Source organism: Rhizobium sp. FKY42 (assembly GCF_005222835.1).
Lineage (GTDB): Bacteria > Pseudomonadota > Alphaproteobacteria > Rhizobiales > Rhizobiaceae > Neorhizobium.
Window position 1 is genome coordinate 961,768 of sequence record NZ_STGA01000029.1, and the last position, 23,151, is coordinate 984,918.

The window sequence follows — 23,151 nt, forward strand, 5'->3', positions numbered from 1 at the left end:
GAGACGTAACGCCTCATTGCGGCACAGTGGTGCGGCAGTGTTGCCAGAGCGTTTCAGTCCTGCGGATAGATTTCACATCCGGACCGATTTTCCAATCCTTGGTTTCTCATGTCTTACTGATTGACGAAGCACGCAGCTTCGAGCGCCACTCGCTGGGGCTCATTCCCATGAGCCGACGAAACTCGCGATTGAAGTTGGACTTCGTCGCGAAACCGGCGTCAAGCATGATCGTCGTCAACGGCTGATCTGTCTCTTGCAGCAACCGACACACTTCTCGTATCCGGCGATTGTTGACGAATTGCGATACGTTGAGACCCGTCGCACGATTGATTGCTGCCGAGACATCCCTTGCCGGTGCACCAACGCGGCGCGCCAGCTTGGCAAGGCTTAAGTCCTCCTGCCGGTAGAGATCCTTGGCATCCAGAGCCTCTTGGATACGAAGCAGGAAAGCCTGATCCTGGTCGGACGCTGAGAACTTTGTCGGCTCCGGAATGACGGGGTCCCGACCAAAGAGATCGGGGTATCCGATGTAAAGTGTGACAGTCGCCAGCACGAACAAGTTCATGGCTGTCACCACCATGGGGACAGCCTCATTGCCGTTTAACAATGTAAAGATTGCAAGGCCCGCATCACTTGCGCCAAAAAACAATAGCAGGACAGCGCAGAGCCTTGCTGCGCGCAGGGCCGGCAGCATGCGCTGCAAGGGCGCTTCAGCCAGGGCATCCGGGGCATTGAGCGTAAAGCGATAGAGCAACACGCCATAGGTCCCGAAGGTGGTCATCAGCAGCGCATCCGTCAGTTGCGGAAGGAACGCGACGGCCATGGCTGCCGCGAGGAAGGGCAATATATGCATCCAAGCTCGCGCGACAGGCACTGCGGCCAGTGCGCGAAAGGCAAGGTATGCAAGCGGCGGCATGGCAGCAGCCGTTACCGGCTGAATTAGATGCAACCAGTCTACTCCGTAGCCGAAACGAAGGCCGATAATGATGCCCTGCAATGCATAGGCGACAAGGAAAATGGTGAAATAGCGCTTGGAACCCGGCGTCTCAACGCCTTTCAGATTCCGATACAGCGTGAGCGCGAAGACCAATCCAACGATGAATGGCAACGGAATGGAAAGCACGGCAACGCCTCAGCAATCTCTTTGAACCAGGGCGGCCTTATCATGAATTGAGAACCGCCGTCACGGCACTCACCTTAGGCTCCCAACTGTTTTCGCAGCGCATAAAGCGCATCCAGCGCCTCGCGCGGTGTCATATCGTCTGGATTGATGGCCTTCAGTGCCTCTTCCAGCTTCGAGGGGCCGCGCTTTTCCTGCTCCTTGCGTACCGCCACCTGAAACAGCGGCAAATCATCGATCAACTGGTTGGCCGGGTTCTTGCGGTCAGCATCCTCAAGCTTGTTCAAAACATCTCTGGCGCGCGCCACAACAGACTCCGGCAGACCTGCGAGTTTGGCCACCTGAATTCCATAGGATCGATCCGCTGCACCTGGCCCCACCTCGTGCAGGAAAATGACATCGCCATCCCATTCCTTCACCTTCATGGTGGCGTTAGAGAGGCGGTTGAGCTTTTCGGACAACACCGTCAACTCATGGAAATGGGTTGCAAACAGCCCGCGGCAACGGTTGGCCTCATGCAGGTGCTCGACGGCTGCCCAGGCAATGGAGAGACCATCGAACGTTGCCGTGCCTCGCCCGATTTCATCGAGAATGACAAGGCTACGATCCGTCGCCTGATTCAGAATCGCTGCCGTCTCGACCATTTCCACCATAAAAGTGGATCGGCCACGCGCCAGATCGTCAGATGCGCCGACGCGGGAAAACAGGCGATCGACGACACCGATCTGGGCCTTGGTGGCGGGCACGAAGGAACCCATCTGGGCGAGAATGGCGATGACAGCGTTCTGTCGCAGGAAGGTCGATTTGCCGCCCATGTTGGGGCCAGTCAGCAACCAGAGAGCACCGAATCCGCCTGTTTTCTGGGGCGAAAGATCGCAATCATTAGCGATGAACGAGCCAGAAGACTGGCGGCGCAGCGCCTGCTCGACCACCGGATGGCGTCCACCGATAATGCAAAACTGGCGGGAGGCATCCACCTCTGGTCGGCAATAGTTCCATTCCTCCGCCAGAAGCCCAAGAGCTGCCGCGACATCGACGACAGACAGCGCCCGTGCTCCCGCCTTGATGACTTCGGCATGGGCAAGCACCATAGCCGTCAGGCGATCGAAGGCTTCCAGTTCTATGGTCAGCGCCCGATCCGCCGCATTGGCAATGCGGCTTTCCAGATCGGCCAATTCCGTCGTCGTGAAACGCATGGCGTTTGCCATGGTCTGGCGATGAATGAAACGGGCCTTGGCTTCAGGCGTATCGGTCATTGGTCCGGCATTGCCCGCCGTGACCTCAATAAAGTAGCCCAGCACATTGTTGTGCTTGATCTTGAGTGACTTGATGCCGGTTTCTTCGGCATAGTGCAGTTGCAGTCCCGCTATGACGCGACGTGACTGGTCGCGTAGCGCCCTCACCTCATCCAGTTCGCCATGGGCGCCGTCGCGCACAAACCCGCCATCGCGCTTTAAAAGCGGCAGGTCATCGCCCAGCACACGATCCATCTCGTCTTCCACAAAACGGGGAAGTGCTGACAGATCCTTGAGCGCCGTAGAAAGCTCCTCCGGCAACAATGCTCGCCCGAGAAAATCAGCCACCTGACGAGCGGCCGCCAAGCCTTGGCGGATTGCACCGAGATCCCTCGGGCCGCCACGATCCAGCGCAAGGCGAGAGAGCGCACGCGGCATATCCGGCACATGCTTCAGCGAGGTGCGAAGATCTCCACAAAGAGATGGCTCGTCGATCAGAAAGGCGACGCTATCGAGGCGTCGATTGATCTCGTCCGGGTCGGTCAGCGGCGACATCAACCGCTCCGCCAGAAGGCGCGCACCGCCGCCGGTGACCGTACGGTCGATGGCTTTCAGAAGCGAGCCGTCGCGATCTCCCGCCAAGGTGCGGGTAAGCTCCAGATTGGCACGGGTTGCTGGGTCAATAAAGAGCGTGGAGGCGCCGCTTTCCCGCTCGGGCGGGTTGAGGGGCGGGCGTTCGGCAATCTGCGTCTTCTCCACATAGGCCACAGCGGCGGCGGCAGCAGCGAGTTCAGCCCGCGAGAAAGTGCCGAAACCATCCAGCGTGCCGACACCGAAATAGCGCGTAATGCGGCCTTCCGCCGTGGCACTGTCGAAGAGGACCGCCGGTTGCGGCACGACAACCCTTCCCAGCACATCGAAGGTGGGCTTCAATTCTTCGTCGTGGAAAACGCTGTCGGCGACGATCAATTCGCGCGGTTCAATACGCAGAATGTCTGCCAGAAGCCTGAGCTGCGTCGTTTCCGCCAACCGGAAAACGCCGGTGGAGATATCGATCCAGGCAAGCGCCAGCTGTGCCTCCGAACCGCCCTTGATGCGGGCGAGCGCCATCAAATAATTGGATTCAGACGGAGAAAGCAGCTTGTCTTCCGTCAGCGTGCCGGGGGTGACCAGACGCACGACATCGCGCTTGACGACAGACTTGGAACCCCGCTTCTTGGCTTCCGCCGGGTCTTCCACCTGCTCGCAAACCGCCACTCGAAAGCCGAGCGCGATCAGTTTCTGCAGGTAATCATCCGCCGCATGGATGGGCACGCCGCACATGGGGATATCCTGACCCAGATGCTGGCCACGCTTGGTGAGCGTAATTCCCAGAGCGCGCGAGGCTTCGACCGCGTCTTCAAAGAACAGCTCGTAGAAATCGCCCATGCGATAGAACAGCAGCGAATCCGGGTTATTCGCCTTGATCTCGATATATTGCTCCATCATGGGCGTTGCGGAAGCACGGCTTTCCGGAGAGGCAAGCTCAGTTGTATTCAGCACGTCTGAAGTGAAGGTCAGCAAGATCGTCCAGCCATTTTTTGTTGCGCAGGCTAATCCGTAACTCTATCGATTATGACCGCGGGAACACAATATCGCGCATCCGAAACAGAACGGATGCCCACAGGATGCTGGAGGAAACATGGCGCCCAAGGAAAATCATCCCAAGAATGGTGGGAAACGCTCCCGTCCGAGCGTGACCGAAAAGGAGGCGCTTGATTTTCACTCGGAAGGCCGCCCTGGCAAACTCGAGATCGTTCCGACAAAGCCAATGGCGACGCAGCGGGATCTGTCCCTCGCCTACTCACCGGGCGTGGCGGTTCCGGTCAAGGCAATCGCTGCCGATCCGGCAGCAGCCTACGACTATACCACGCGCGGCAACATGGTGGCCGTCATCTCCAACGGTACGGCGATCCTTGGTCTTGGCAATCTGGGTGCATTGGCCTCGAAGCCGGTGATGGAAGGCAAATCCGTTCTCTTCAAGCGCTTCGCCGATGTCGATTCCATTGACCTGGAAGTCGATACGGAAAACGTCGACGAATTCATCAATTGCGTTCGCTATCTCGGCCCCTCGTTCGGCGGCATCAACCTTGAGGATATCAAGGCACCGGAATGCTTCATCATCGAGAGCCGCCTGCGCGAGCTTATGGATATTCCGGTTTTCCACGACGATCAGCACGGCACGGCGATCATCGCCGCCGCTGGCCTGATCAATGCGCTGGAACTGACAGGTCGCGACCTGAAGACCACGAAGCTCGTGTGCAACGGCGCGGGTGCGGCGGCAATCGCCTGCATCGAACTCATCAAATCCATGGGCTTCAACCCAGAGAACATTATTCTCTGCGATACGAAGGGCGTGATCTATCAGGGTCGTACCGAGGGTATGAACCAATGGAAGAGCGCACATGCGGTGAAAACCGACCGGCGCACGCTGGAAGAAGCCATGAAAGGCGCCGATGTGGTTTTCGGTCTGTCCCAGAAGGGTGCCTTCACCGAAGAGATGATCCGGTCCATGGCCGACCGACCGATCATTTTCGCCATGGCAAACCCGGACCCGGAAATCACGCCGGAAGAAGTGGCCCGTATTCGCGACGACGCCATCATGGCGACCGGTCGCTCCGACTACCCGAACCAGGTGAATAACGTACTTGGCTTTCCCTACATCTTCCGCGGCGCGCTGGATGTTCGTGCACGTCAAATCAACGATGCGATGAAGATCGCGGCGGCAGAAGCGCTTGCAAACCTTGCCCGAGAAGACGTGCCGGACGACGTGGCTGCCGCTTATCAGGGCATTCGCCCACGCTTCGGATCCCAATACATCATTCCTGTACCCTTCGATCCCCGCCTGATTTCCGCCATCCCGGTTGCGGTTGCCAAGGCTGCGATTGAAAGCGGCGTGGCCCGCCGCGTGATCGAGGATCTGGATGCTTATGGCCGGGAGCTTTCGGCCCGCCGCGATCCGATTGCCGCGACCACGCAGAACATCTACGCGCAGGTGCGCCGCAGCCCCAAGCGGGTGGTCTTCGCAGAGGCTGAAGAAGAGCAGGTCATGCGTGCTGCCGTGTCCTTCATCAATCAGGGGCTCGGCACCGCCATCTTACTCGGGCGCGACGATGTGATCCGCTCGACGGCAGAGCGCGCCGGCATCGAGCTTGACCGTCCCGGCATCGAAATCGTGAACGCCCGTATTTCAAACCGCGTCGAGGCCTATATTGATTACCTTTATGCCCGACTGCAGCGCGAGGGCTATCTGCAGCGTGACGTACAGCGCCTGATCCACAATGACCGAAACCACTTCGCTGCGTGCATGGTGGCACTTGGTGATGCGGATGCCATGGTGACGGGAACGACGCGAAACTATGCGACGGCCCTCTCCGATGTGCGGCGGTGTATCGATCCGAAGCCGGGCCACAAGGTGATTGGCGTTTCGATCGTGGTTTCGCGCGGGCGAACCGTTTTCGTGGCGGATACCGCCGTTCACGACATGCCAAGCGCGCAGGATCTCGCGGATATTGCCTGCGAGGCCGCCCGTCTGGCACGGCGGATGGGCTACGAACCACGCGTTGCGATGCTTGCCTATTCTACCTTCGGGCAGCCCAGGGGAGAACGTTCCGAGCGTGTGCGTGAGGCCGTGGCGATCCTCGATCAGCGGCGTGTGAATTTCGAGTATGATGGAGAAATGGCAGCAGACGTCGCTCTCAACGCAGCCCGGATGGAGCAATACCCCTTTAACCGGCTATCCGGCACCGCCAATGTTCTGGTCATGCCCGCCATTCACTCGGCATCCATATCCACGCGCATGCTGGAAGAACTGGGCGGCTCGACGCTCATCGGGCCACTCCTCGTCGGGCTCGACAAGTCGGTTCAGATCACATCCATGGGTGCGAAGGATGCCGATATCGTCAACATGGCGGCCATCGCAGCCTACAATGCAGGCAGCTGAATGAGAAAGCCCGGCGGAAACACTCCGCCGGGCTTTCATGCCAATATTCTTGTGATCAGCCGCCGAAGCGACCAGCATCGGCACCGTAGTAGTTGATATAGCGACCGGAGATCGATTCGATCGGCAGGACAATCAGCACATCCGTTGTGTTGAATGCCTCATCAACAACAGCGCCATTGCCAACCATGGCACCCAATCTCAGATAACCCTTGATCAAGGGCGGCATGGACATCAGCGCATGCTTCGCGTTGATCGCTTCCTGCGGCATCAAATCCATGGTGTTGAACAGTTCTTCACGGGCGGACACTGCCCATTCGCCTTTGGCACCAACAGAATGATGCAGAAATGACAAGGCCAGTGCATGGCTTTCCGGGCTGGTGCCGGGAAAGGATGCGCAGCCGAACATAGCATGGATGCTGTGTCGCAGAGCATAGGCCCAATTGCCCTGCCATAGAAGTTCTACAGTACGCTTGGTGCGGTAATGCGGCAAGACGCAGGAGCGACCGAGCTCCATGAAACGCTTGCTCGGGTGACGTGCAAGAAGCGGAGCAATCTCATACTCGCTCGCAGAATAGAACCCACCATTGGCAAGGGCTACATCCTGCCGCAGAAGGCGATACGTGCCAACGATCTGCTCCTCCGGCTCACCGGTCAGGGCCGTATCGACGACGAGAAGATGGTCGCAAAAATCATCGTAGATATCGAAATCACGCTTGAGATTCATTGCTTCCGGAGAAAGGGTCGCGCCCATCTCTTCGACGAAGACCCTGTAACGGATAGATTGTGCTGCCTGGATTTCCTGAGAATTGCGCGCAAGCCGTGTTTCCATGCTGCCAATACGGCCAAACACATCCGCAGGCAGCAGCGACGTTGCAGGCTTCATAGCCGTTGCAGGTGCGACTTCACGATTGAGCAGATCGATACTCATATTTCCCCGTTCCAGCAGCTGGAGCCAATCCCGAACTCCATAAAGCACCCTTCTGCGACAGGAAAGTGACATAACTAATTGTAGATATAATGGATCATGCACACCATAAAGTGGCATTCACCGTTGACCATCCTAGATCGGCTTGCGTCCGGTACGTCGCAGTACGGTATCGATTTCCGCGAGCAGACGCCGTGGGTCAATCGGCTTTTGCAAAACACAACTTGCACCACTCGCGATCACGCGCTCACAAATCAGCGGATCCGTCTCGCCAGAAAGCACGAGAACAGGCGCGTGTTCGCCATTGGATGCTGCTCGTTTCCCAATGAGGGGCAGAACATCGGCAAGATCCCCACCCGGCATATGCAGATCGGAAATGATGAGGTCGGTATGCCTGTCCATAAGCGCGGCCTGCCGCAGTCCCTCCAGATCTGTGACATGGTGCACGATGCAGCCCGCCTTGCGCAGGATTGCCCCTACCATCATGGCAGACACCGGGTCATCCTCCGCCAGCAGCACGGACAATCCGGTCTCCAAACGCTTGCCTTCCGTAGACGGCACCACTTCAACGCTCATTCGCCCAGCCATACCGCCAAGGCGACCGCGAAGGACATCGACCAGCGACTGCTCGCGCAACGGGCGGATCAACCAGGCGTCGTAGGCATCCCAGCGCTGACTGCTGCGTTCCTCCGGGCTGACGAGAAGGATACGCCGAATTTTCTGGGCAACGGGGCCGAGAAGATCAACTCCAGGCACGCGATGGTCGACGATCATATCGGTAAAGGCGAGGTTCTTGCGCGTGAGATTGGCGATTGTCCATTCGGCTTCTTCGGCGGATGCCGCATGTCGGCACCGACCGCCAAGGGTCTCTATGGTCGAAATGATTGCCTGGGCTGCTGGGCCGTCCGGCGCCAGAAGAAGCACATGCGATGACCGAAGCAGCAACATGCGATCATTACCACCAGCATTCATGTCCGCCGAAATGGCGGGCAGCTCGATCGTGAACGTGGTGCCCACACCCTCCTCGCTCTCAACCGACAAGCGACCGCCGAATTCGCGAAGGATGCGCGATGAGATCGACAGACCGAGACCGGTGCCGCCGCTCCGCTCTGCTGCGGTTCCCACCTGTTCGAATTCCTCGAAGATTCTCGCGCGCGCTTCAGCAGACATACCGGGGCCAGTGTCTGCGACAGTAATGATCATTGCGCGACCATTCAGGCGGACACGGACGAGAACGCCGCCGACCTTCGTGAATTTGACTGCGTTGCCGATGACATTGAACAGGACCTGTCGCAGGCGCGCCGGATCGAAATCCATGAGGTTGGGCACATCGAAGGCGACGGTTGCGCCCAGCTCAATGCCTTTCTGATGCGCGCGTGGCGCAAGCATCTCGACAACGCTTTCCAGAAGCTGCCGGATGTTTTCAGCTCGGCTGTTGAGACGAAACCGACCCGCTTCGATCGTCGAGAAGTCAAGAAGATCGTCAACCAGCTGCGCAAGGGCAGAACCGGCCTGGGAAATGCCCGCAATATAGTTTCTCTGTTCCGGGGTAAGTCCCGTCTGCTGGAGCAGATGGCTCATACCGAGAATACCATTCAGGGGCGTCCGCAATTCGTGAACGACGGTCGCCAGTTGCCGACTTTTTGCACGGCTTGCTTCTTCCGCATGAAGACGTGCCTCTTCGCGGGCTTGTTCAAGACGGAGGTCCTCCGTCACATCCCGCGCAGTTCCGAACACAAGATACTCCCCGCTGACGGAATCGCGGACAAGCACATCCTGCCAGCTCAAAACACGTACTTCGTGCTGTATGGATATCTCGATGTCGCGCGGGGAAGCCAGAGGCTGCTCGGACAGTGGCAAGCCCAGATCTTCAAGCGTACGACCTTCCGGCGCCTCGGCGCCGAGAATCTTTAGGAACGTGCTGTTCGCTGCCAGCACGACACCGTCGATACTGCGAACAACTGCGAGCGCAGACAGAAGCTCCTGGCTTTCCAGGAAGGCGCGCGGACCGGCGTCTACGAAATCCTGATCGCCAGGTTGCCCAGCCTGCGGCAACAAGCCATCCTCCCCGGCCGGTTTTGCCCGACTGAAGGTTGATCGCAGTCTCTCATGAAGGTCGGCGAGGTTGCGCATTGGCGGCACCTTATCACGCGATTACTTCCGATAGATTTACGATTACGAGGATCGAACCGCTCAATTCGCCTTTTTGCGACTGTGCAAAAGCTCGTCCAGGATCACGCAACCTGCCCCCACTGTAATGAAGCTGTCTGCGAGATTGAAGACTGCAAATGACCATGTCTCGGTATAGAACAGAATATAGTCGACGACATGTCCGTAAATGAAACGGTCCATGATGTTCCCGATCGCGCCGGCGATGATCAACGCAAAGCCGGTATGAGCGAAAAATCGATCACTCGGTGTTCGCCGCCAAAGCCAGATCACAAAGGCCACGATGCCAAGCCGCATGGTGACGATGAACCAGCCATCGAGATGATCCAGCATCGAAAACGCCACACCCAGATTGTAGGTGCGATAGAGAGCCAGATGAGGAATGACATGCACGGCCTGCTGCAAGGGCAGATAGGCTTCAACGGCGATCTTTATGATCTGGTCGGCCAGAACCGCCAGAATGATGAAGGCAAAGATCGGTGCCGGACGCGAGAAAAGGGTCGGTTTCAGGTCCGCTACAGTCATCGTGCCTCCAGGCTCAGAAAGGTTCGGCGCGCTTCGTACAGCATGACCGCTGTTGCCACAGCGAGGTTGAGCGAATCGGCCCGACCTGCCTGCGGGATGCGTGCAAGCCGGTCGGCCGCCTTTGCCAATGGCTCGGGAAGACCGCTCTGCTCATTCCCCATCAACAGAATGGTCGGCTTTTTCGCATAATCTATGGTGCGGTAGTCGACAGAGCCGGCCAGGTGAGTGGCCACGATCTGACCACCTGACTGTTTTGCCCAGCCCACGAATTCGTCCGCACTTGCGCGATAGACCGGCATGGCAAAGACAGATCCCATCGTGGCGCGGACCGTTTCCAGCGAGAATGGATCCGTGCAGTCACCGACGAGGATAACGCCAGATGCACCGGCCGCATCGGCGGTGCGAATGATGGTCCCCAGATTGCCGGGGTCGCGCACGCGATCGAGGGCAACGAAGGTCTGCCCTTTTTCAAGCGACAGATGACCCAGGTTTTTCCACTGCTGCTCGAAGACGCCAACCACCATTTGCGGATTGTCGCGCCGCGTAATGCTGGACAGGACCTTCTCGCTGACCTCCAGAACCAGACCGCCACGCGCAACCGTTCTAGCTGCAACCTGTTCGACCAGCGGCTTTCCCTTCGCAGCCTTCGCATACACCAGGGTACGGATTTCCCATCCCAGCTCGACCGCATCAATGATCAGCTTGAGGCCTTCAGCCAAAAAGGTTCCGCTTTCTTCACGCTCCTTTTTGGAGGTCAGTCCCTTGATATCCTTGACGATCGGGTTCGTCAGGCTGGTGACTTCCTTGACCTGACCGACACGCCGCGCGCCGGGCTTACGATATTCATCACTCATTGACGCACCCACCGGCTAAACAAGGACGTAGACAAGGCCCGAGCCGGTTCTTTCCCATTAAGACCCGCCTCACGAATGACAAGCTCTCCCGATTCCACCGCGCCGCCTGCGCCGCGCATCGTTTCGCGCATCAATTCATGGATGGAATAGAAACTGGCGCGGATGGAGTAGGCCGTCAGCACAAGTCCGATTGCCTTCGGCGACAGAATTTCACGGCAGACATCCAGCATCAGCGGCAATTGCTCGAACAGATGAAAAACCTCGCCATTGGGACCACGGCCGAATTTCGGCGGGTCAGCGAGGATGATGTCATAATGATTGCCGCGACGCTCCTCACGAAGGATGAACTTCATGGCATCCTCGCAGATCCAGCGGATCGGCGCACGTTCCAGCCGGGCCAGCGCCTGGTTTTCCCGCGCCCAGCCGATTGCCTTCTTCGAGGCATCGACATGCGTCACTTCGGCGCCGGCAGCAGCGGCAACCAGAGAGGCGACGCCGGTATAACCGAAAAGGTTCAGGACCTTAATGGGGCGATCCGCCTTTTCCGCCTGCTCCTTGACCCAGGACCAGTGAACGATCTGTTCCGGAAAGACCCCGACGTGACGGAATGACGTGAAGCGACCGAGAAAATCGACGTCCAGGAGAGACATCGGCCATGTTTCACCCAGGGCCGCCTTTGGAAATCGCCAGCGTCCCATGCCGTCTTCGTCGGTATCCCCGGTAAAGACGGCGTCGACATTCTCCCAGACATTCACCGAAAGGCCAGGCTGCCAAAGCGCCTGTGCTTCCGGTCGAACGATCCGGTAAGGGCCATATTGTTCCAGCTTGAGACCCGCTCCACTATCGATCAGGTAAAAGTCCCCCGCCCCGGTGGATTCCAGAATGACCGGCACGCGCTCGCGGGGCAGTTCGCCTTTGCGCTTGATGAGCGGACGCGTTTCGGCCACCGGAACGGCAACGCCTTCAGGTTTTACATTGTCCCGCTGAGCCTTGCGTTGCGGATGATCAGCCCTTGCCGACTTCGATGCCGGCGATCCTCCGGCCCCAGGCTTCACGCCCGATGTCCGTTTTTGCCCGCGGTCTTGCGAATTCTTCTGCGTGGACCGATCCGGTCGCTGCGGTTTCTTGTTCAAGAGAGGTCTTCCGCTGTGATCAAACTGTTTGCGCAGCAAATAGCATCGGCATTGCTCTTGGCAAAGCGCTTTCCCTTCTGCGACAAAGGAAGCTAATATGAGTGTGTTGGATGCTGGCTTGGGAGGGTCGCATGGAGATCAGTGGAGAAGAACGTATTGCTGCACCGCGTGACATCGTGTGGGCTGCTCTCAACAATCCAGATATCCTTCGCCAATGCATTCCAGGTTGCCAAACCCTGGAGCAGAAATCACCAACCGAACTGGCGGCCACCGTGAAACTGAAGATCGGCCCCGTTTCTGCCAGCTTCAACGGTGAGGTCACGCTGTCCGACATCAACGCACCTGAGAGCTATCGCATTTCCGGCGAAGGCAAAGGTGGGATCGCCGGGTTTGCGAAGGGCCATGCCGATGTTGTGCTGGAAGAGGACGGTGTAGATACGATCCTGCGCTACAAGGCAGATGCGCAGGTCGGCGGCAAGCTTGCGCAACTGGGATCGCGACTGATCGGGTCGACATCCCAGAAACTTGCGCAGCAATTCTTTGCAGACTTCAACGCGGTGTTGACGACACCGGCGGAAACCAGTCTGTAACTGCTCACATCCTGGAGCCGGGCAAAGCGACAGCGTTTGTTGAAGGTTTCGCAGGTGCAGAACCTGTCTGCTTTTCTCGAGCGATGGCGGCTCGCGCCTCCAGCCGGGCCTGCTTGCGGTACTTGCCTTGTGCAAACCATGTACCGACAGCGCCGATCAGCATGCCCACCAGCAAAGCCAGAAAGAGCATGAGGAAAAGCGGACCCGTCACAGAGAGAACCGTATCGGAAGGCTGAAACGGGTTAAGCGCCAGCCGTACCGGCTCGCGATTGGCGACGCAGAGCACGATCAGCATGATGGCCAGCGGCACAAAAATCACGAGGCTGACGATCTTGCGGACTCGGTTCATGACGTGCTCCCGATAACGTGCCTGGACTAAGGGTTGCTGCCTTGATGACGTGATTTTCGCCCTGCTCAAGGAGGGTTGAGACGGTTCGATTTGCACCGCCTCTTCGAGACCAGAGATTAGTGTTCAAATGGTTGGTTTCAAGACAGGCCAACCCCGACAAGGGCAGGTCAGTCTTCGTCTTCTTCATCCACCAGATCAGGATTCAGGCGTTCGCGCAGCTCTTTGCCAGTCTTGAAAAACGGTACCCATTTTTCTTCTACGAAAACCGTATCGCCGGTGCGCGGATTGCGTCCGGAGCGAGCCGGACGATTCTTGACGGAGAAGGCACCGAAGCCGCGAAGCTCGACGCGGTTTCCGGCGGCCAGGGCGTCGGTGATTTCATCCAGAACGGCATTGACGATATTCTCGACATCACGGTGGTAGAGATGCGGATTGCGGGCCGCAACAATCTGCACCAGTTCGGATTTAATCACGACTTCCCCCTGAAAAATTCTGGATTTTCAATCCTTACCAACCTGCCAAACGGAAACAAGACCGTCAAGGAACAACTTGGACCCGAGAAGGCTGCGGCTGTTTGATAGATCCGGGTCGAAGCCAAGGGCTGCAGCGATATAAGGTACAAAAGCACCGAGCCCCAGATAACCGGTCTCCTTGCGCTCCTTCCATTCAATGATCGGCAGATCCTTGGAGACGCCGCGCGTGGCAAGGTAGGCACGAATTTCCGGCGTGCCGCCAAGAGTATCGACAAGCTTTGCTTTCAAGGCCTGCCGCCCTGTAAAGATGGCGCCGTTGGCGAGCTTGAGAACCTCCTCCCTTGGAAGCTTGCGTCGGTCTGCCACCAGATCCACGAACCAGTCATAGCTATCCATGATCATGCTTCTGATCATCGCCTTTGCCTCCTCCGGCGGAGCGTGGAATGGCGATGGCTCAGCCTTCATGGGAGCAGACTTGATCTCTTCCAGAGACACACCGAGCTTTTCGAGAAGATTCTGGATCTGCGGATACTGGAAGATGACACCGATGGAACCGGTAATGGAACTCTCGCCCGCAACAATGGTGTCGCCTGCGGAAGCAATCATGTAGCCCGCCGAGGCGGCCAAAGTGCGAACGTCGGAAACCACCGGCTTTTCAGCCGCGACGGCACGAATGGCCTTGAAGATCCGCTCGCCGCCGAAAGTGGTTCCGCCGGGTGACGAGATTGACACAACCAATGCCTTAACCTGTGCGGTCTTGCGGATCGTTTCAAGCCTTTCGATCAGTTCGTCGTCATCGGTGATCATGCCGTCGATCTCGACCCGCGCCACATGCGGCCGTGCCGAACCCTCTCCGCTGGCTACGCTGTAGAGCGAGAACCCGATAGCCACCAGCAGCAAAGCCGCAGCGATCCGCCAGAAAGTGAGCTTGCGTCGAAGTTGACGACGGTCCGCGATCGCCGACTGATCCATTAGAAATCCCTTCATTAAGGCGTCTGTAGATGACTTATTTGCCATCATCACCGGAATAAGATTCTTCAATACACGAATTTGTGTCGACCGTTATTGTTTCTTGATGGATAAAAGCCATATTGGGAGACGATGTGGTGGGTCCGACGGTGCGTCAGTGTACGACCTCCGACCGACACGGTATCAAAAGGTTTCCATGCTGCAAAAGCTTGCATCAAATCCCGAAGCTCCCCGCAAAGACGGAGCAGCCACTGGCGCCTATCAGGCTGCCTTGGCGCATTCACGTCGCGTGAAGCGGCTGCGTGTCCTGCTGCCGGTTGCTGCACTAGCGATTTCCGCAATCTTCATCGGCATCACTTTCATCCGGTCTTACCTGCCAGAGAATCTCACCGTTCAGAGCGCACGCATCGAAAATGGCAAAATCGTCATGGAAAGCCCGGCGATCGCTGGTCGTAACGAAAGGGGCATCAGCTATTCGTTGACCGCGACGAGAGCGCTTCAGGATGTGACCGACCCGAACATGCTTTCACTGGAGAATGTGAAGGCGGCGATGCCGATGAGCGGCGACGTTATCGCCCGTGTCGTTGCAACCGCGGGCGTCTTCGATCGCTCGGCCGATCGGATGAATATGACGGCTCCATTCGAGGTCAACCTCAGCAACGGCATCACTGCGAATTTCCAATCGGCACGTCTGGATATTCCCGGCGGCTTCATGGAATCGGTGGACCCGGTCAATATCAAAACAAACGACGCCGCCATTGTTGCGAAGTCGATGAAGATATCGGATAACGGCAAGACAATCACGTTCACGGGGCAGGTCCAGGTCAACCTGACGGGCTCCGCTCTCAAGCAACAAGACAACCAGAGCCCGGCCCAATGACACCTTGCCGTTCATCTTCTTTTCGTCTTACCTCTTGGCTGATCGCTGGCATTGCTCTCGCAGGCCTGACCGGCAACGCTTTCGCACAGTCCACCTCCAAGCAGATGGACGGCATGAAGCTGTCCAATGACAAGCCGATCCAAATCCAGAGCGACCAGCTTGAGATCAAGGACAATGAGAAGAAGGCCTACTTCACCGGCAATGTCGAAGTGGTGCAAGGCACGACGACGATGAAGGCCATGAAAATGGTCGTCCTATACAAGGGTGATCCGGCGGGCGGCTCTTCGGGCGGCTCGGGTGCCGCATCCGGCAAGCAGGATATCGACAAGATCTTCATCGACGGCAAGGTCGTTCTGAACTCCGGCCAGCAGACGGCAACCGGCGATCAGGGCGAGTACGACATGGCTTCACAGATGCTGACCCTTACGGGCAAGCAGGTCGTACTGACGGATGGCCCGAACGTGTTGACCGGGTGCAAGCTCGTGGTGCGCGTCGATTCCGGTGAAGCCAAGCTCGATAACTGTGGCAAGCGGATCCAGATCCTCCTCGATCCAAAATCCAAGCCACAACAGTAAGGCGTTTCCCGACTCCATGTCTCTCTTTTCCCGCTCCAAGGCGTCTGCGCCCGAGGGTTTCGACCCGAAGGACAAGGTTCGCTATGAAGGCACGCTGATCGCGCATAGCCTGTCTAAGACCTATGACACGCGACGTGTTGTGAACGGCGTTTCGCTGATTGTGCGACGCGGTGAAGCCGTCGGGCTTCTCGGTCCGAATGGTGCGGGCAAGACAACCTGCTTCTACATGATCACCGGGCTCGTCGGAGTCGATGAGGGCATGATCGCCATCAATGGCAATGATGTCACCCGCATGCCAATGTATCGTCGGGCTCGCTTGGGTGTTGGCTACCTGCCGCAGGAAGCATCGATTTTTCGTGGACTGACGGTCGAGGAAAACATTCGCGCCGTGCTTGAAGTGCACGAGCGTGACCGGCAGAAGCGGGAGCGCAAGCTCGACGAACTGCTGGAGGAATTCCACATCAGCCGATTGCGAAAAGCTCCGGCAGTGGCACTCTCGGGCGGTGAACGCCGTCGCCTTGAAATTGCCCGTGCATTAGCGACTGACCCGGCATTCATGCTGCTGGACGAACCATTTGCGGGCGTCGATCCGATTTCGGTGTCCGATATCCAGAATCTTGTACGGCATCTGACGGCACGTGGCATTGGCGTTTTGATCACCGACCACAATGTCCGTGAAACGCTGGGCCTCATTGACCGCGCCTACATCATTCATGCCGGTGAAGTTTTGACGCATGGACGGGCGGACGATATCGTCAACAATGCTGATGTTCGACGTCTGTATCTTGGCGACAAATTCCATCTTTAACCGCAAGCTGACGAGAATCTTTACATCAAGCCGCCTCCATGCTTGACCAAACCTTCTAAAAAAGCAATTTTTGGGCCAGTTGGTCTCATCATCTCCCAATTTCTATGCAAGTGGGAGATCGGAGAGGTTTTGTAGGGAGTTCAGCGTCCGTTATGGCTTTATCTACCAGCCTGTTGCTGCGCCAAGCTCAATCTCTGGTCATGACTCCGCAACTGATGCAGTCCATCCAGTTGCTTCAGATGACACACCTCGAACTCAACCATTTCATTGCGCAGGAAGTCGAAAAGAATCCTCTGCTCGAATTCTCCCCATCTGATGGAGAAGCAAGCAATGACAGTTTCGAGAATTTCGAGGCACCAGAGACGAGTGCCAACGAAGATAGCGTACACTCCACCTCCGTCGATGGGGATGCGGACTGGTTCGATTCCGGTTCGAGCGATCATGGACAACTCAACGAGCGCCTCGACGCAAATTTCGAAAATGTCTTTCCTGATGATGTAGCCGAGCGTCGGCCGGATGCACCTGAACTGATGGGTCAATGGAAGTCCATGCCCGGTGGAGAGGCTGGCGAGGGATATGATCTGGAGGATTTCGTTGCAGGCACTGTTTCCTTGCGGGACCATCTTTCCCAGCAAATCCCCTTTCTGCTGCATCAGGAAAGAGACCGGCTCATCGCTCAGCACCTGACAGACCTTCTCGATGAGAATGGCTATCTTCAGGGCGATACGACAGAGGTCGCGGAGCGCCTTGGCACATCGCCAGCGCAGGTTGATGCTATCCTGAAGTCCTTGCAATCCCTCGACCCACCGGGAGTTTATGCACGCTCGCTCAACGAATGTCTCTCAATCCAGCTCACCCAGAAGGATCGGCTGGATCCCGCGATGCAGGCACTGCTAGGAAATCTCGAACTTCTGGCCAAACGTGATTTTGCGTCGCTACGGCGCCTCTGCGGAGTGGATGACGAGGATCTCATCGACATGCTTGCAGAGATCCGGGCGCTCAATCCGCGTCCCGGCAGCAGCTTTGAGAATGGGGGCTATGAGGCCATCCTTCCTGATGTAGTGGTGCGTGCCGGGACTGACGGAAGCTGGCTTGTCGAACTGAACCCCGACACTTTGCCGAGGGTGCTCGTCAACCAGACCTATTTTCAGTCGATTTCCAAAAAGGCATCCAGACCGGGTGAAGATGCGAATTTCCTCTCCGAGTGCCTCCAGAATGCAAACTGGTTGACACGTAGCCTGGACCAGCGCGCCAAGACGATCATGAAAGTGGCCTCTGAGATCGTCCGCCAGCAAGATGCTTTCTTGCTGCACGGGGTCGATCATCTTCGTCCGCTGAACCTGAAGACGGTGGCCGAAGCCATCAAAATGCACGAGTCAACTGTGAGCCGGGTCACATCGAATAAATATATGCTGACCCCGCGCGGGCTTTTCGAGCTCAAATATTTTTTCACAGTTTCCATCAACTCTGCTGAAGGTGGAGACAATCATTCCGCTGAAGCCGTGCGTCATCGCATTCGCCAGATGATCGCGCAGGAGGCTGCGGAAGCGGTCCTGTCCGACGACGATATCGTCGCCATCCTGAAGAAATCTGGTGTCGAATTGGCACGAAGGACCGTGGCCAAATATCGGGAATCCATGAACATTCCGAGCTCAGTCCAAAGACGGCGCGAGAAGCGGGCTCTGGCCAAAATTGCGGCCTGTTGAGCTGGACGTACCCCACCTTCGGGCCCGCGTGAACGTGAGCGAATCAGTACATCAGACGCGAATCACAACCAAGATGAACCTTGGCTTAAAGCATCTTGTGCTCACATAGCGCCGTTGACTTTCCTGAAATCGACCGTTAGAAGCCCGCCGCACGAATGAGAAAGGACGGCGGGAGCCGCGTTTAACGGTCGATCAGGCCTATCGTTATCAAATCGGCGAAGTATCAGCAGAGACGCTTGGATGAGGGAGCCGCTTGGCGTAGACTGCCATGTGCAAGTCACGACAAGAAGGAAGGAATTCCATGAGTGTGCGTGTATCCGGAAAGCATATGGAAATCGGCGATTCGTTCAGACAGCGGATCGAGGGCCATATCGGGGAGGCGGTTACAAAATACTTCGACGGAGGATATTCGGGTCAGGTGATCGTGGAGAAATCCGGATCCCGATATACCTCGGACTGCAAGGTGCACCTGGACACTGGCATCGTGCTGCATGCCACAGGTGAAGCCAACGATCCGCAGGTTAGCTTCGATGCAGCGTCGGAACGGATTGAAAAGCGCCTGCGCCGCTACAAGCGCAAGCTTCGCGACCACCATGCTGGAGCAACCCAGAACGGCTATGCAGAAATCGCCTACACGGTGATGGACGCGGTGTCGGAAGAGGAGGACGAGGTTCCGGATGACTTTTCTCCCACGATCGTGGCAGAAAGCTCCAAGCCTCTGAAGACAATGACCGTCGCAAGCGCCGTCATGGCGCTCGACATGACAGACGAACCCGTTCTGTTTTTCAGGAACCCTGGGAAACAGTTGAACATTGTGTACCGCCGCAACGACGGCAATATTGGCTGGATCGACGCCGCCAGTATCAAAGGATAGCCTGAAGGGAGTGCTTCGGCACTCCCATACCCCCCAGCGGGGGCAGAAGGATGGAAAGAATGGCGTTGGCAGATCTGCTGCAGCAAGATGCAATTATTCCTGCGCTCAAGGTCAATTCCAAGAAACAGCTGCTCCAGGAACTCGCCGTCAAGGCTGCAAAGCTGACGGGACTTCCAGAGCGCGAGATATTCGATGTCATCCTGCAGCGTGAGCGACTTGGTTCGACCGGTGTCGGCCACGGCATCGCCATTCCGCACGGCAAGCTTGGCAGTATTGGGGCAATCACGGGATTATTTGCCCGGCTTGAAACCCCGGTGGATTTCGAAGCACTGGATGATGAACCGGTCGATCTGGTTTTCCTGCTTCTGGCGCCCGAAGGCGCTGGAGCAGACCATCTCAAGGCACTTTCGCGGATTGCCCGCGTGCTGAGAGATCACGATCTTGTGGCAAAGCTGCGCGCCACCGATTCAGCGTCAGCCATTTATGCATTTCTGAATCAGGAACAGGCGAACGCTGCCTGATCCACTTCCATCGCCTTGGAAACAAGAAGGTCCGCCTCTGTCGGAAGCGGACCTTTTTGCTTGATCATAAATGCCTGCGTTGATTACGCCTTGTCAGCAGTCGCCTCGGCCGCGGCAGATGCTTCAACCTTCGGGCCACCTTTTGCAACACCGACCATGGCAGGACGAAGAACGCGCTCGCCGATCACGTAACCCGCCTGCACGACCTGTACGACCGTATTGTTGGGAACAGCCGGATTTGGCACTTCAAACATGGCCTGATGGAAGTTCGGATCGAATTTCTGACCTTCGGCATCGATCTTGCGTACACCGTGACGCTCAAGTGCCGTGAGCATTGCGCGCTCTGTCATATCGACGCCTTCGATCAAGGCCTTGAGGCCGGCATCACCCGCTTCGCGCGTTTCGGCAGGGATTGAGTCCAACGCCCGTCGCAGATTGTCAGACACGGCCAGCATGTCACGCGCGAAGGCGGTTACGGCGTAGGACTTGGCGTCCTTCACATCGCGCTCGGTGCGGCGGCGAAGATTATCCATCTCTGCTGCGAGGCGCAGGAAACGGTCGCGAATCTCGTTGTTCTCCGCCCGAAGCGCTTCCAGAGGATCTGGCTGCTGCTCAGCCGGGGCTTCCGAACCATTTTCCGCAAAGGCCGATGCGGCAGTTGCTGCTGCGGCATCCTGATTTTCTTCCGCGTCAGGTCCGGGTTTCTTCGTCTCGTCGGTCATGACGTACTCCATCAATGGTTTGTCTGAAAGTGAGCCCGATATCGAGGTTCGAGCCCGAAAAATCAAGGCTTCTACACATATCGGGACGGATTTACTGGGCGCGGGGGTTTCGGCTGAGCCGTGTCAACAGTTGCGCCGTGTAATCCACCATTGGCACAATGCGCGAATAGTTCAGCCGGGTCGGACCAATCACGCCGACAGCACCAACGATGCGATCCTCCTCGTCGCGGTAGGGAGCAACCACCAGCGAGGAACCGGAGAGGGAGAACAGCTTGTTCTCCGAGCCAATGAAGATACGGACACCGGGGCCGCTTTCCGCAAGATCGAGAATTTCCAGAAGACTGTCCTTCTTTTCGAGATCATCGAAAAGCATGCGCAGACGATCCAGATCCTCTGCGCCGGCCAAGCCCTCCAGAAGATTGGCGCGGCCGCGCACGATGAGGCGCGAGGGCTTTCCTTCCTCGTTGTCGCCTGCCCAGACAGCAAGACCTCTTTCCACCAGATCACGGGACAAGGTATCGAGTTCCGTCTGGACGCGCTGCTTCAGGGTGCGAAGCTGACCGCGCAATTCCGGTAGGGTCTGTCCGCTCAGATGCGCGTTGAGGAAATTGGCAGCTTCCGTCAACTGCGATGAGGTCACACCGGCTGGCAGATCGATGATACGATTTTCAACCTGATTATGATCGCCAACGAGAATGGCCAGTGCCTTTGTCGGTTCCAATCGGATGAACTCGACATGTTTCAGCACAGGATCGCTTTTCGCCGTAATTACGATCCCAGCCCCGCGGGAAACACCAGAAAGCATCAGAGATGCTTCCGTCATCAGATTTTCCATCGGCTGATCGCGGTCGCTGGCACGGATTTGGCGCTCGATGCTGGCGCGGTCTTCAACGGAAAGATCGCCGACCTGCATGAAGGCATCAACGAAGAAACGAAGGCCGATCTGGGTCGGCAAGCGACCGGCACTGATGTGCGGGGCATAGATAAGCCCCAACTCCTCGAGGTCGCTCATCACGTTGCGAACGGAGGCCGGAGAGAGGGAGATCGGCAAAAGGCGCGCGAGATTGCGCGAGCCGAGCGGCTCGCCCGTTTCCAGATAGCTTTCGACGATACGCCGGAAGATCTCGCGCGATCGCTCGTCAAGCACCGAAGTGGTGTCCCTGCCCCGCGTTGGCTGAAGATCCATCTGTCGCATTTCACCTGGCTGTTGACTATCCTGAAGCGAATATAATGCGGATCAAGCAATCGCCAAAGGATTTTTGACAGCCATTGACCGCAACAATGCTAATCTTCCATGGGTTTTCCTTTGCAAAGCCTTGCCCGGGGTTCTAAGAGGCGTCTTAAGAACTTCAGGAGAGAACGATGCGGCCCTCAGGCAGAAAAACCGACCAGATGCGCAAGGTCAGCTTTGAACGCAATGTGTCCAAGCATGCGGAAGGCTCATGCCTCGTCAAGTTTGGCGATACGCACGTGCTGTGCACAGCAAGCCTCGAAGAAAAGACGCCGCCGTGGCTTCGCAACTCGGGCAAGGGTTGGGTGACGGCTGAATATGGAATGCTGCCCCGTGCCACGGGCGACCGCATGAAGCGTGAGGCGGCTGCCGGAAAGCAGGGTGGACGCACCCAGGAAATCCAGCGATTGATCGGGCGCTCGCTGCGAGCTGTCATCGATCTGGAAGCGCTCGGCGAAAAGCAGATCACGGTCGATTGCGATGTCATCCAGGCTGATGGCGGCACCCGGACTGCAGCCATCACCGGCGGCTGGATTGCGCTGCACGACTGCCTGAAGTGGATGGAGGCCCGCAACATGATCAAGCTGGAGCGCGTTCTCAAAGACCACGTCGCGGCGATCTCTTGCGGTATCTTCGCCGGACAGTCTGTCATCGACCTGGACTACCTTGAGGATTCGGCCGCTGAGACAGATGCGAACTTCGTCATGACGGGTTCCGGTGGAATTGTGGAGGTGCAAGGCACCGCTGAAGGCAAACCGTTTACACGCGACGAACTTCTGGGCCTTCTCGATCTGGCCGCTGCGGGCACTGCCGAACTGGTTGCGCTTCAGAAGCAGGCCATTGCCTGAGCGAGGTCAGACCGATGCGCAAACTCGACACCCGCACCATTGTCGTTGCCAGCCACAATGCCGGAAAGATCCGCGAGATTGCGGATCTGATCGGCCCCTTCGGCTTTGCCGCAAAGTCTGCAGCCGAACTCAATTTCATCGAGCCGGATGAAACCGGAACGACGTTTGAAGAAAACGCAACGATCAAGGCTTTGGCCTCTGCCAAGGCTTCCGGATTGCCTGCGCTGTCTGACGATTCCGGTCTGGTGATCGATGCTCTGGACGGGGCGCCAGGCGTCTATACCGCCAATTGGGCGGAGACCGCCGATGGAACGCGCGATTTCGCCATGGCCATGCGCAGGGTGGAGGATGCGCTGCAGGAGCGCGGTGCGACGGTTGAGCAACAGCGTACTGCCCGGTTCGTCAGCGTTTTGTGCCTTGCGTGGCCGGACGGACATACAGAGCTCTTCCGTGGCGAAGTGGAAGGCGTGATTGCGCCTGCTCCCCGCGGCACGCAGGGTTTTGGCTACGATCCGATCTTTCAACCATCCGGCTATTCCACCACTTTTGGCGAAATGAGCGCCGAAGAAAAACACGGCTGGAAGCCCGGCGATATGCAAGCGCTGTCGCACCGCGCCCGCGCCTTCAAGATTTTTGTCGAAACCTGCCTGGACGTATAAGCC

Annotated in this window: 22 protein-coding genes; 10 read left to right on the forward strand and 12 right to left on the reverse strand. The window is 57.5% G+C overall.

Annotated features, from left to right (window positions below; all coding sequences use genetic code 11):
- Positions 1–106 precede the first annotated feature (106 nt).
- Entirely contained in the window at positions 107–1,123 is a 1,017-nt protein-coding gene (locus tag E8M78_RS15440; RefSeq protein WP_137135834.1) for an AraC family transcriptional regulator, read from the reverse strand.
- Positions 1,124–1,197: 74 nt separating this feature from the next.
- The gene (gene mutS, locus E8M78_RS15445) at positions 1,198–3,843 is read right to left on the reverse strand and encodes a DNA mismatch repair protein MutS (protein WP_137135958.1); all 2,646 of its coding nucleotides are present in this window, start codon (positions 3,841–3,843) and stop codon (positions 1,198–1,200) included.
- Positions 3,844–4,036: 193 nt separating this feature from the next.
- On the opposite strand from mutS, the gene E8M78_RS15450 reads away from it, so the two are divergent.
- Positions 4,037–6,337 carry an NADP-dependent malic enzyme gene (locus tag E8M78_RS15450; protein WP_137135835.1) on the forward strand — a complete coding sequence of 767 codons (2,301 nt, stop codon included), beginning with the start codon at positions 4,037–4,039 and terminating at the stop codon, positions 6,335–6,337.
- A gap of 55 nt (positions 6,338–6,392) precedes the next feature.
- Here E8M78_RS15450 and E8M78_RS15455 read toward each other — a convergent pair whose 3' ends face one another.
- The 5 genes from E8M78_RS15455 to E8M78_RS15475 form a co-directional block, all read right to left on the reverse strand.
- A complete protein-coding gene (locus E8M78_RS15455) occupies positions 6,393–7,265 on the reverse strand; it encodes a GNAT family N-acetyltransferase (RefSeq protein ID WP_137135836.1) in 873 nt (290 codons plus the stop codon).
- A 132-nt stretch (positions 7,266–7,397) separates the two neighbouring features.
- A complete protein-coding gene (locus tag E8M78_RS15460) occupies positions 7,398–9,320 on the reverse strand; it encodes an ATP-binding protein (RefSeq protein WP_170973429.1) in 1,923 nt (640 codons plus the stop codon).
- Positions 9,321–9,455: 135 nt separating this feature from the next.
- On the reverse strand, positions 9,456–9,956 hold the full coding sequence (gene lspA / locus E8M78_RS15465; protein ID WP_137135838.1) for a signal peptidase II: 501 nt from the start codon (positions 9,954–9,956) through the stop codon (positions 9,456–9,458).
- Positions 9,953–10,810: an RNA methyltransferase gene (locus E8M78_RS15470; RefSeq protein WP_137135839.1), complete on the reverse strand. Its 858-nt coding sequence runs from the start codon at positions 10,808–10,810 to the stop codon at positions 9,953–9,955. Before E8M78_RS15470 ends, lspA begins: the two co-directional genes overlap by 4 nt.
- Positions 10,807–11,943 carry a class I SAM-dependent methyltransferase gene (locus E8M78_RS15475; protein ID WP_246658326.1) on the reverse strand — a complete coding sequence of 379 codons (1,137 nt, stop codon included), beginning with the start codon at positions 11,941–11,943 and terminating at the stop codon, positions 10,807–10,809. The genes E8M78_RS15470 and E8M78_RS15475 overlap by 4 nt, the downstream gene beginning before the upstream one ends.
- Before the next feature lie 131 nt (positions 11,944–12,074).
- Here E8M78_RS15475 and E8M78_RS15480 point away from each other — a divergent pair, with 131 nt between their 5' ends.
- Positions 12,075–12,533, forward strand: coding sequence for a carbon monoxide dehydrogenase subunit G (locus E8M78_RS15480; protein WP_137135840.1), 459 nt, complete (start codon positions 12,075–12,077; stop codon positions 12,531–12,533).
- A gap of 4 nt (positions 12,534–12,537) precedes the next feature.
- Here E8M78_RS15480 and E8M78_RS15485 read toward each other — a convergent pair whose 3' ends face one another.
- The 3 genes from E8M78_RS15485 to sppA form a co-directional block, all read right to left on the reverse strand.
- Positions 12,538–12,882 carry a hypothetical protein gene (locus E8M78_RS15485; protein WP_062555183.1) on the reverse strand — a complete coding sequence of 115 codons (345 nt, stop codon included), beginning with the start codon at positions 12,880–12,882 and terminating at the stop codon, positions 12,538–12,540.
- A gap of 167 nt (positions 12,883–13,049) precedes the next feature.
- Entirely contained in the window at positions 13,050–13,355 is a 306-nt protein-coding gene (locus tag E8M78_RS15490; RefSeq protein WP_062555182.1) for an integration host factor subunit beta, read from the reverse strand.
- A 27-nt stretch (positions 13,356–13,382) separates the two neighbouring features.
- The gene (gene sppA / locus E8M78_RS15495; RefSeq protein ID WP_137135841.1) at positions 13,383–14,327 is read right to left on the reverse strand and encodes a signal peptide peptidase SppA; all 945 of its coding nucleotides are present in this window, start codon (positions 14,325–14,327) and stop codon (positions 13,383–13,385) included.
- A 193-nt stretch (positions 14,328–14,520) separates the two neighbouring features.
- On the opposite strand from sppA, the gene lptC reads away from it, so the two are divergent.
- The 6 genes from lptC to ptsN all read left to right on the forward strand — a co-directional run bounded on the left by lptC (position 14,521) and on the right by ptsN (position 19,688).
- Positions 14,521–15,204 (forward strand): LPS export ABC transporter periplasmic protein LptC, encoded by a 684-nt coding sequence (lptC, locus tag E8M78_RS15500; protein ID WP_137135842.1) that lies wholly within the window; start codon positions 14,521–14,523, stop codon positions 15,202–15,204.
- Complete coding sequence (locus E8M78_RS15505) at positions 15,201–15,779, forward strand: LptA/OstA family protein (RefSeq protein WP_137135843.1); 579 nt, start codon at positions 15,201–15,203, stop codon at positions 15,777–15,779. Before lptC ends, E8M78_RS15505 begins: the two co-directional genes overlap by 4 nt.
- A gap of 16 nt (positions 15,780–15,795) precedes the next feature.
- Positions 15,796–16,587 (forward strand): LPS export ABC transporter ATP-binding protein, encoded by a 792-nt coding sequence (lptB, locus tag E8M78_RS15510; protein WP_137135844.1) that lies wholly within the window; start codon positions 15,796–15,798, stop codon positions 16,585–16,587.
- A gap of 152 nt (positions 16,588–16,739) precedes the next feature.
- Entirely contained in the window at positions 16,740–18,293 is a 1,554-nt protein-coding gene (gene rpoN, locus E8M78_RS15515; RefSeq protein WP_137135845.1) for an RNA polymerase factor sigma-54, read from the forward strand.
- Positions 18,294–18,594: 301 nt separating this feature from the next.
- Positions 18,595–19,167: a ribosome-associated translation inhibitor RaiA gene (raiA, locus tag E8M78_RS15520; RefSeq protein WP_137135846.1), complete on the forward strand. Its 573-nt coding sequence runs from the start codon at positions 18,595–18,597 to the stop codon at positions 19,165–19,167.
- A 59-nt stretch (positions 19,168–19,226) separates the two neighbouring features.
- The gene (gene ptsN, locus E8M78_RS15525) at positions 19,227–19,688 is read left to right on the forward strand and encodes a PTS IIA-like nitrogen regulatory protein PtsN (RefSeq protein WP_062555473.1); all 462 of its coding nucleotides are present in this window, start codon (positions 19,227–19,229) and stop codon (positions 19,686–19,688) included.
- An 83-nt stretch (positions 19,689–19,771) separates the two neighbouring features.
- On the opposite strand, the gene grpE is transcribed toward ptsN, so the two are convergent.
- Both grpE and hrcA read right to left on the reverse strand, forming a co-directional pair.
- Positions 19,772–20,410, reverse strand: coding sequence for a nucleotide exchange factor GrpE (gene grpE, locus E8M78_RS15530; RefSeq protein WP_137135847.1), 639 nt, complete (start codon positions 20,408–20,410; stop codon positions 19,772–19,774).
- Positions 20,411–20,501: 91 nt separating this feature from the next.
- Entirely contained in the window at positions 20,502–21,596 is a 1,095-nt protein-coding gene (gene hrcA, locus E8M78_RS15535; protein WP_062555174.1) for a heat-inducible transcriptional repressor HrcA, read from the reverse strand.
- Between the two features lie 176 nt (positions 21,597–21,772).
- On the opposite strand from hrcA, the gene rph reads away from it, so the two are divergent.
- Both rph and rdgB read left to right on the forward strand, forming a co-directional pair.
- Positions 21,773–22,489, forward strand: coding sequence for a ribonuclease PH (gene rph, locus E8M78_RS15540; protein WP_062555173.1), 717 nt, complete (start codon positions 21,773–21,775; stop codon positions 22,487–22,489).
- Between the two features lie 14 nt (positions 22,490–22,503).
- On the forward strand, positions 22,504–23,148 hold the full coding sequence (rdgB, locus tag E8M78_RS15545) for an RdgB/HAM1 family non-canonical purine NTP pyrophosphatase (RefSeq protein ID WP_137135848.1): 645 nt from the start codon (positions 22,504–22,506) through the stop codon (positions 23,146–23,148).
- Positions 23,149–23,151: the final 3 nt, after the last annotated feature.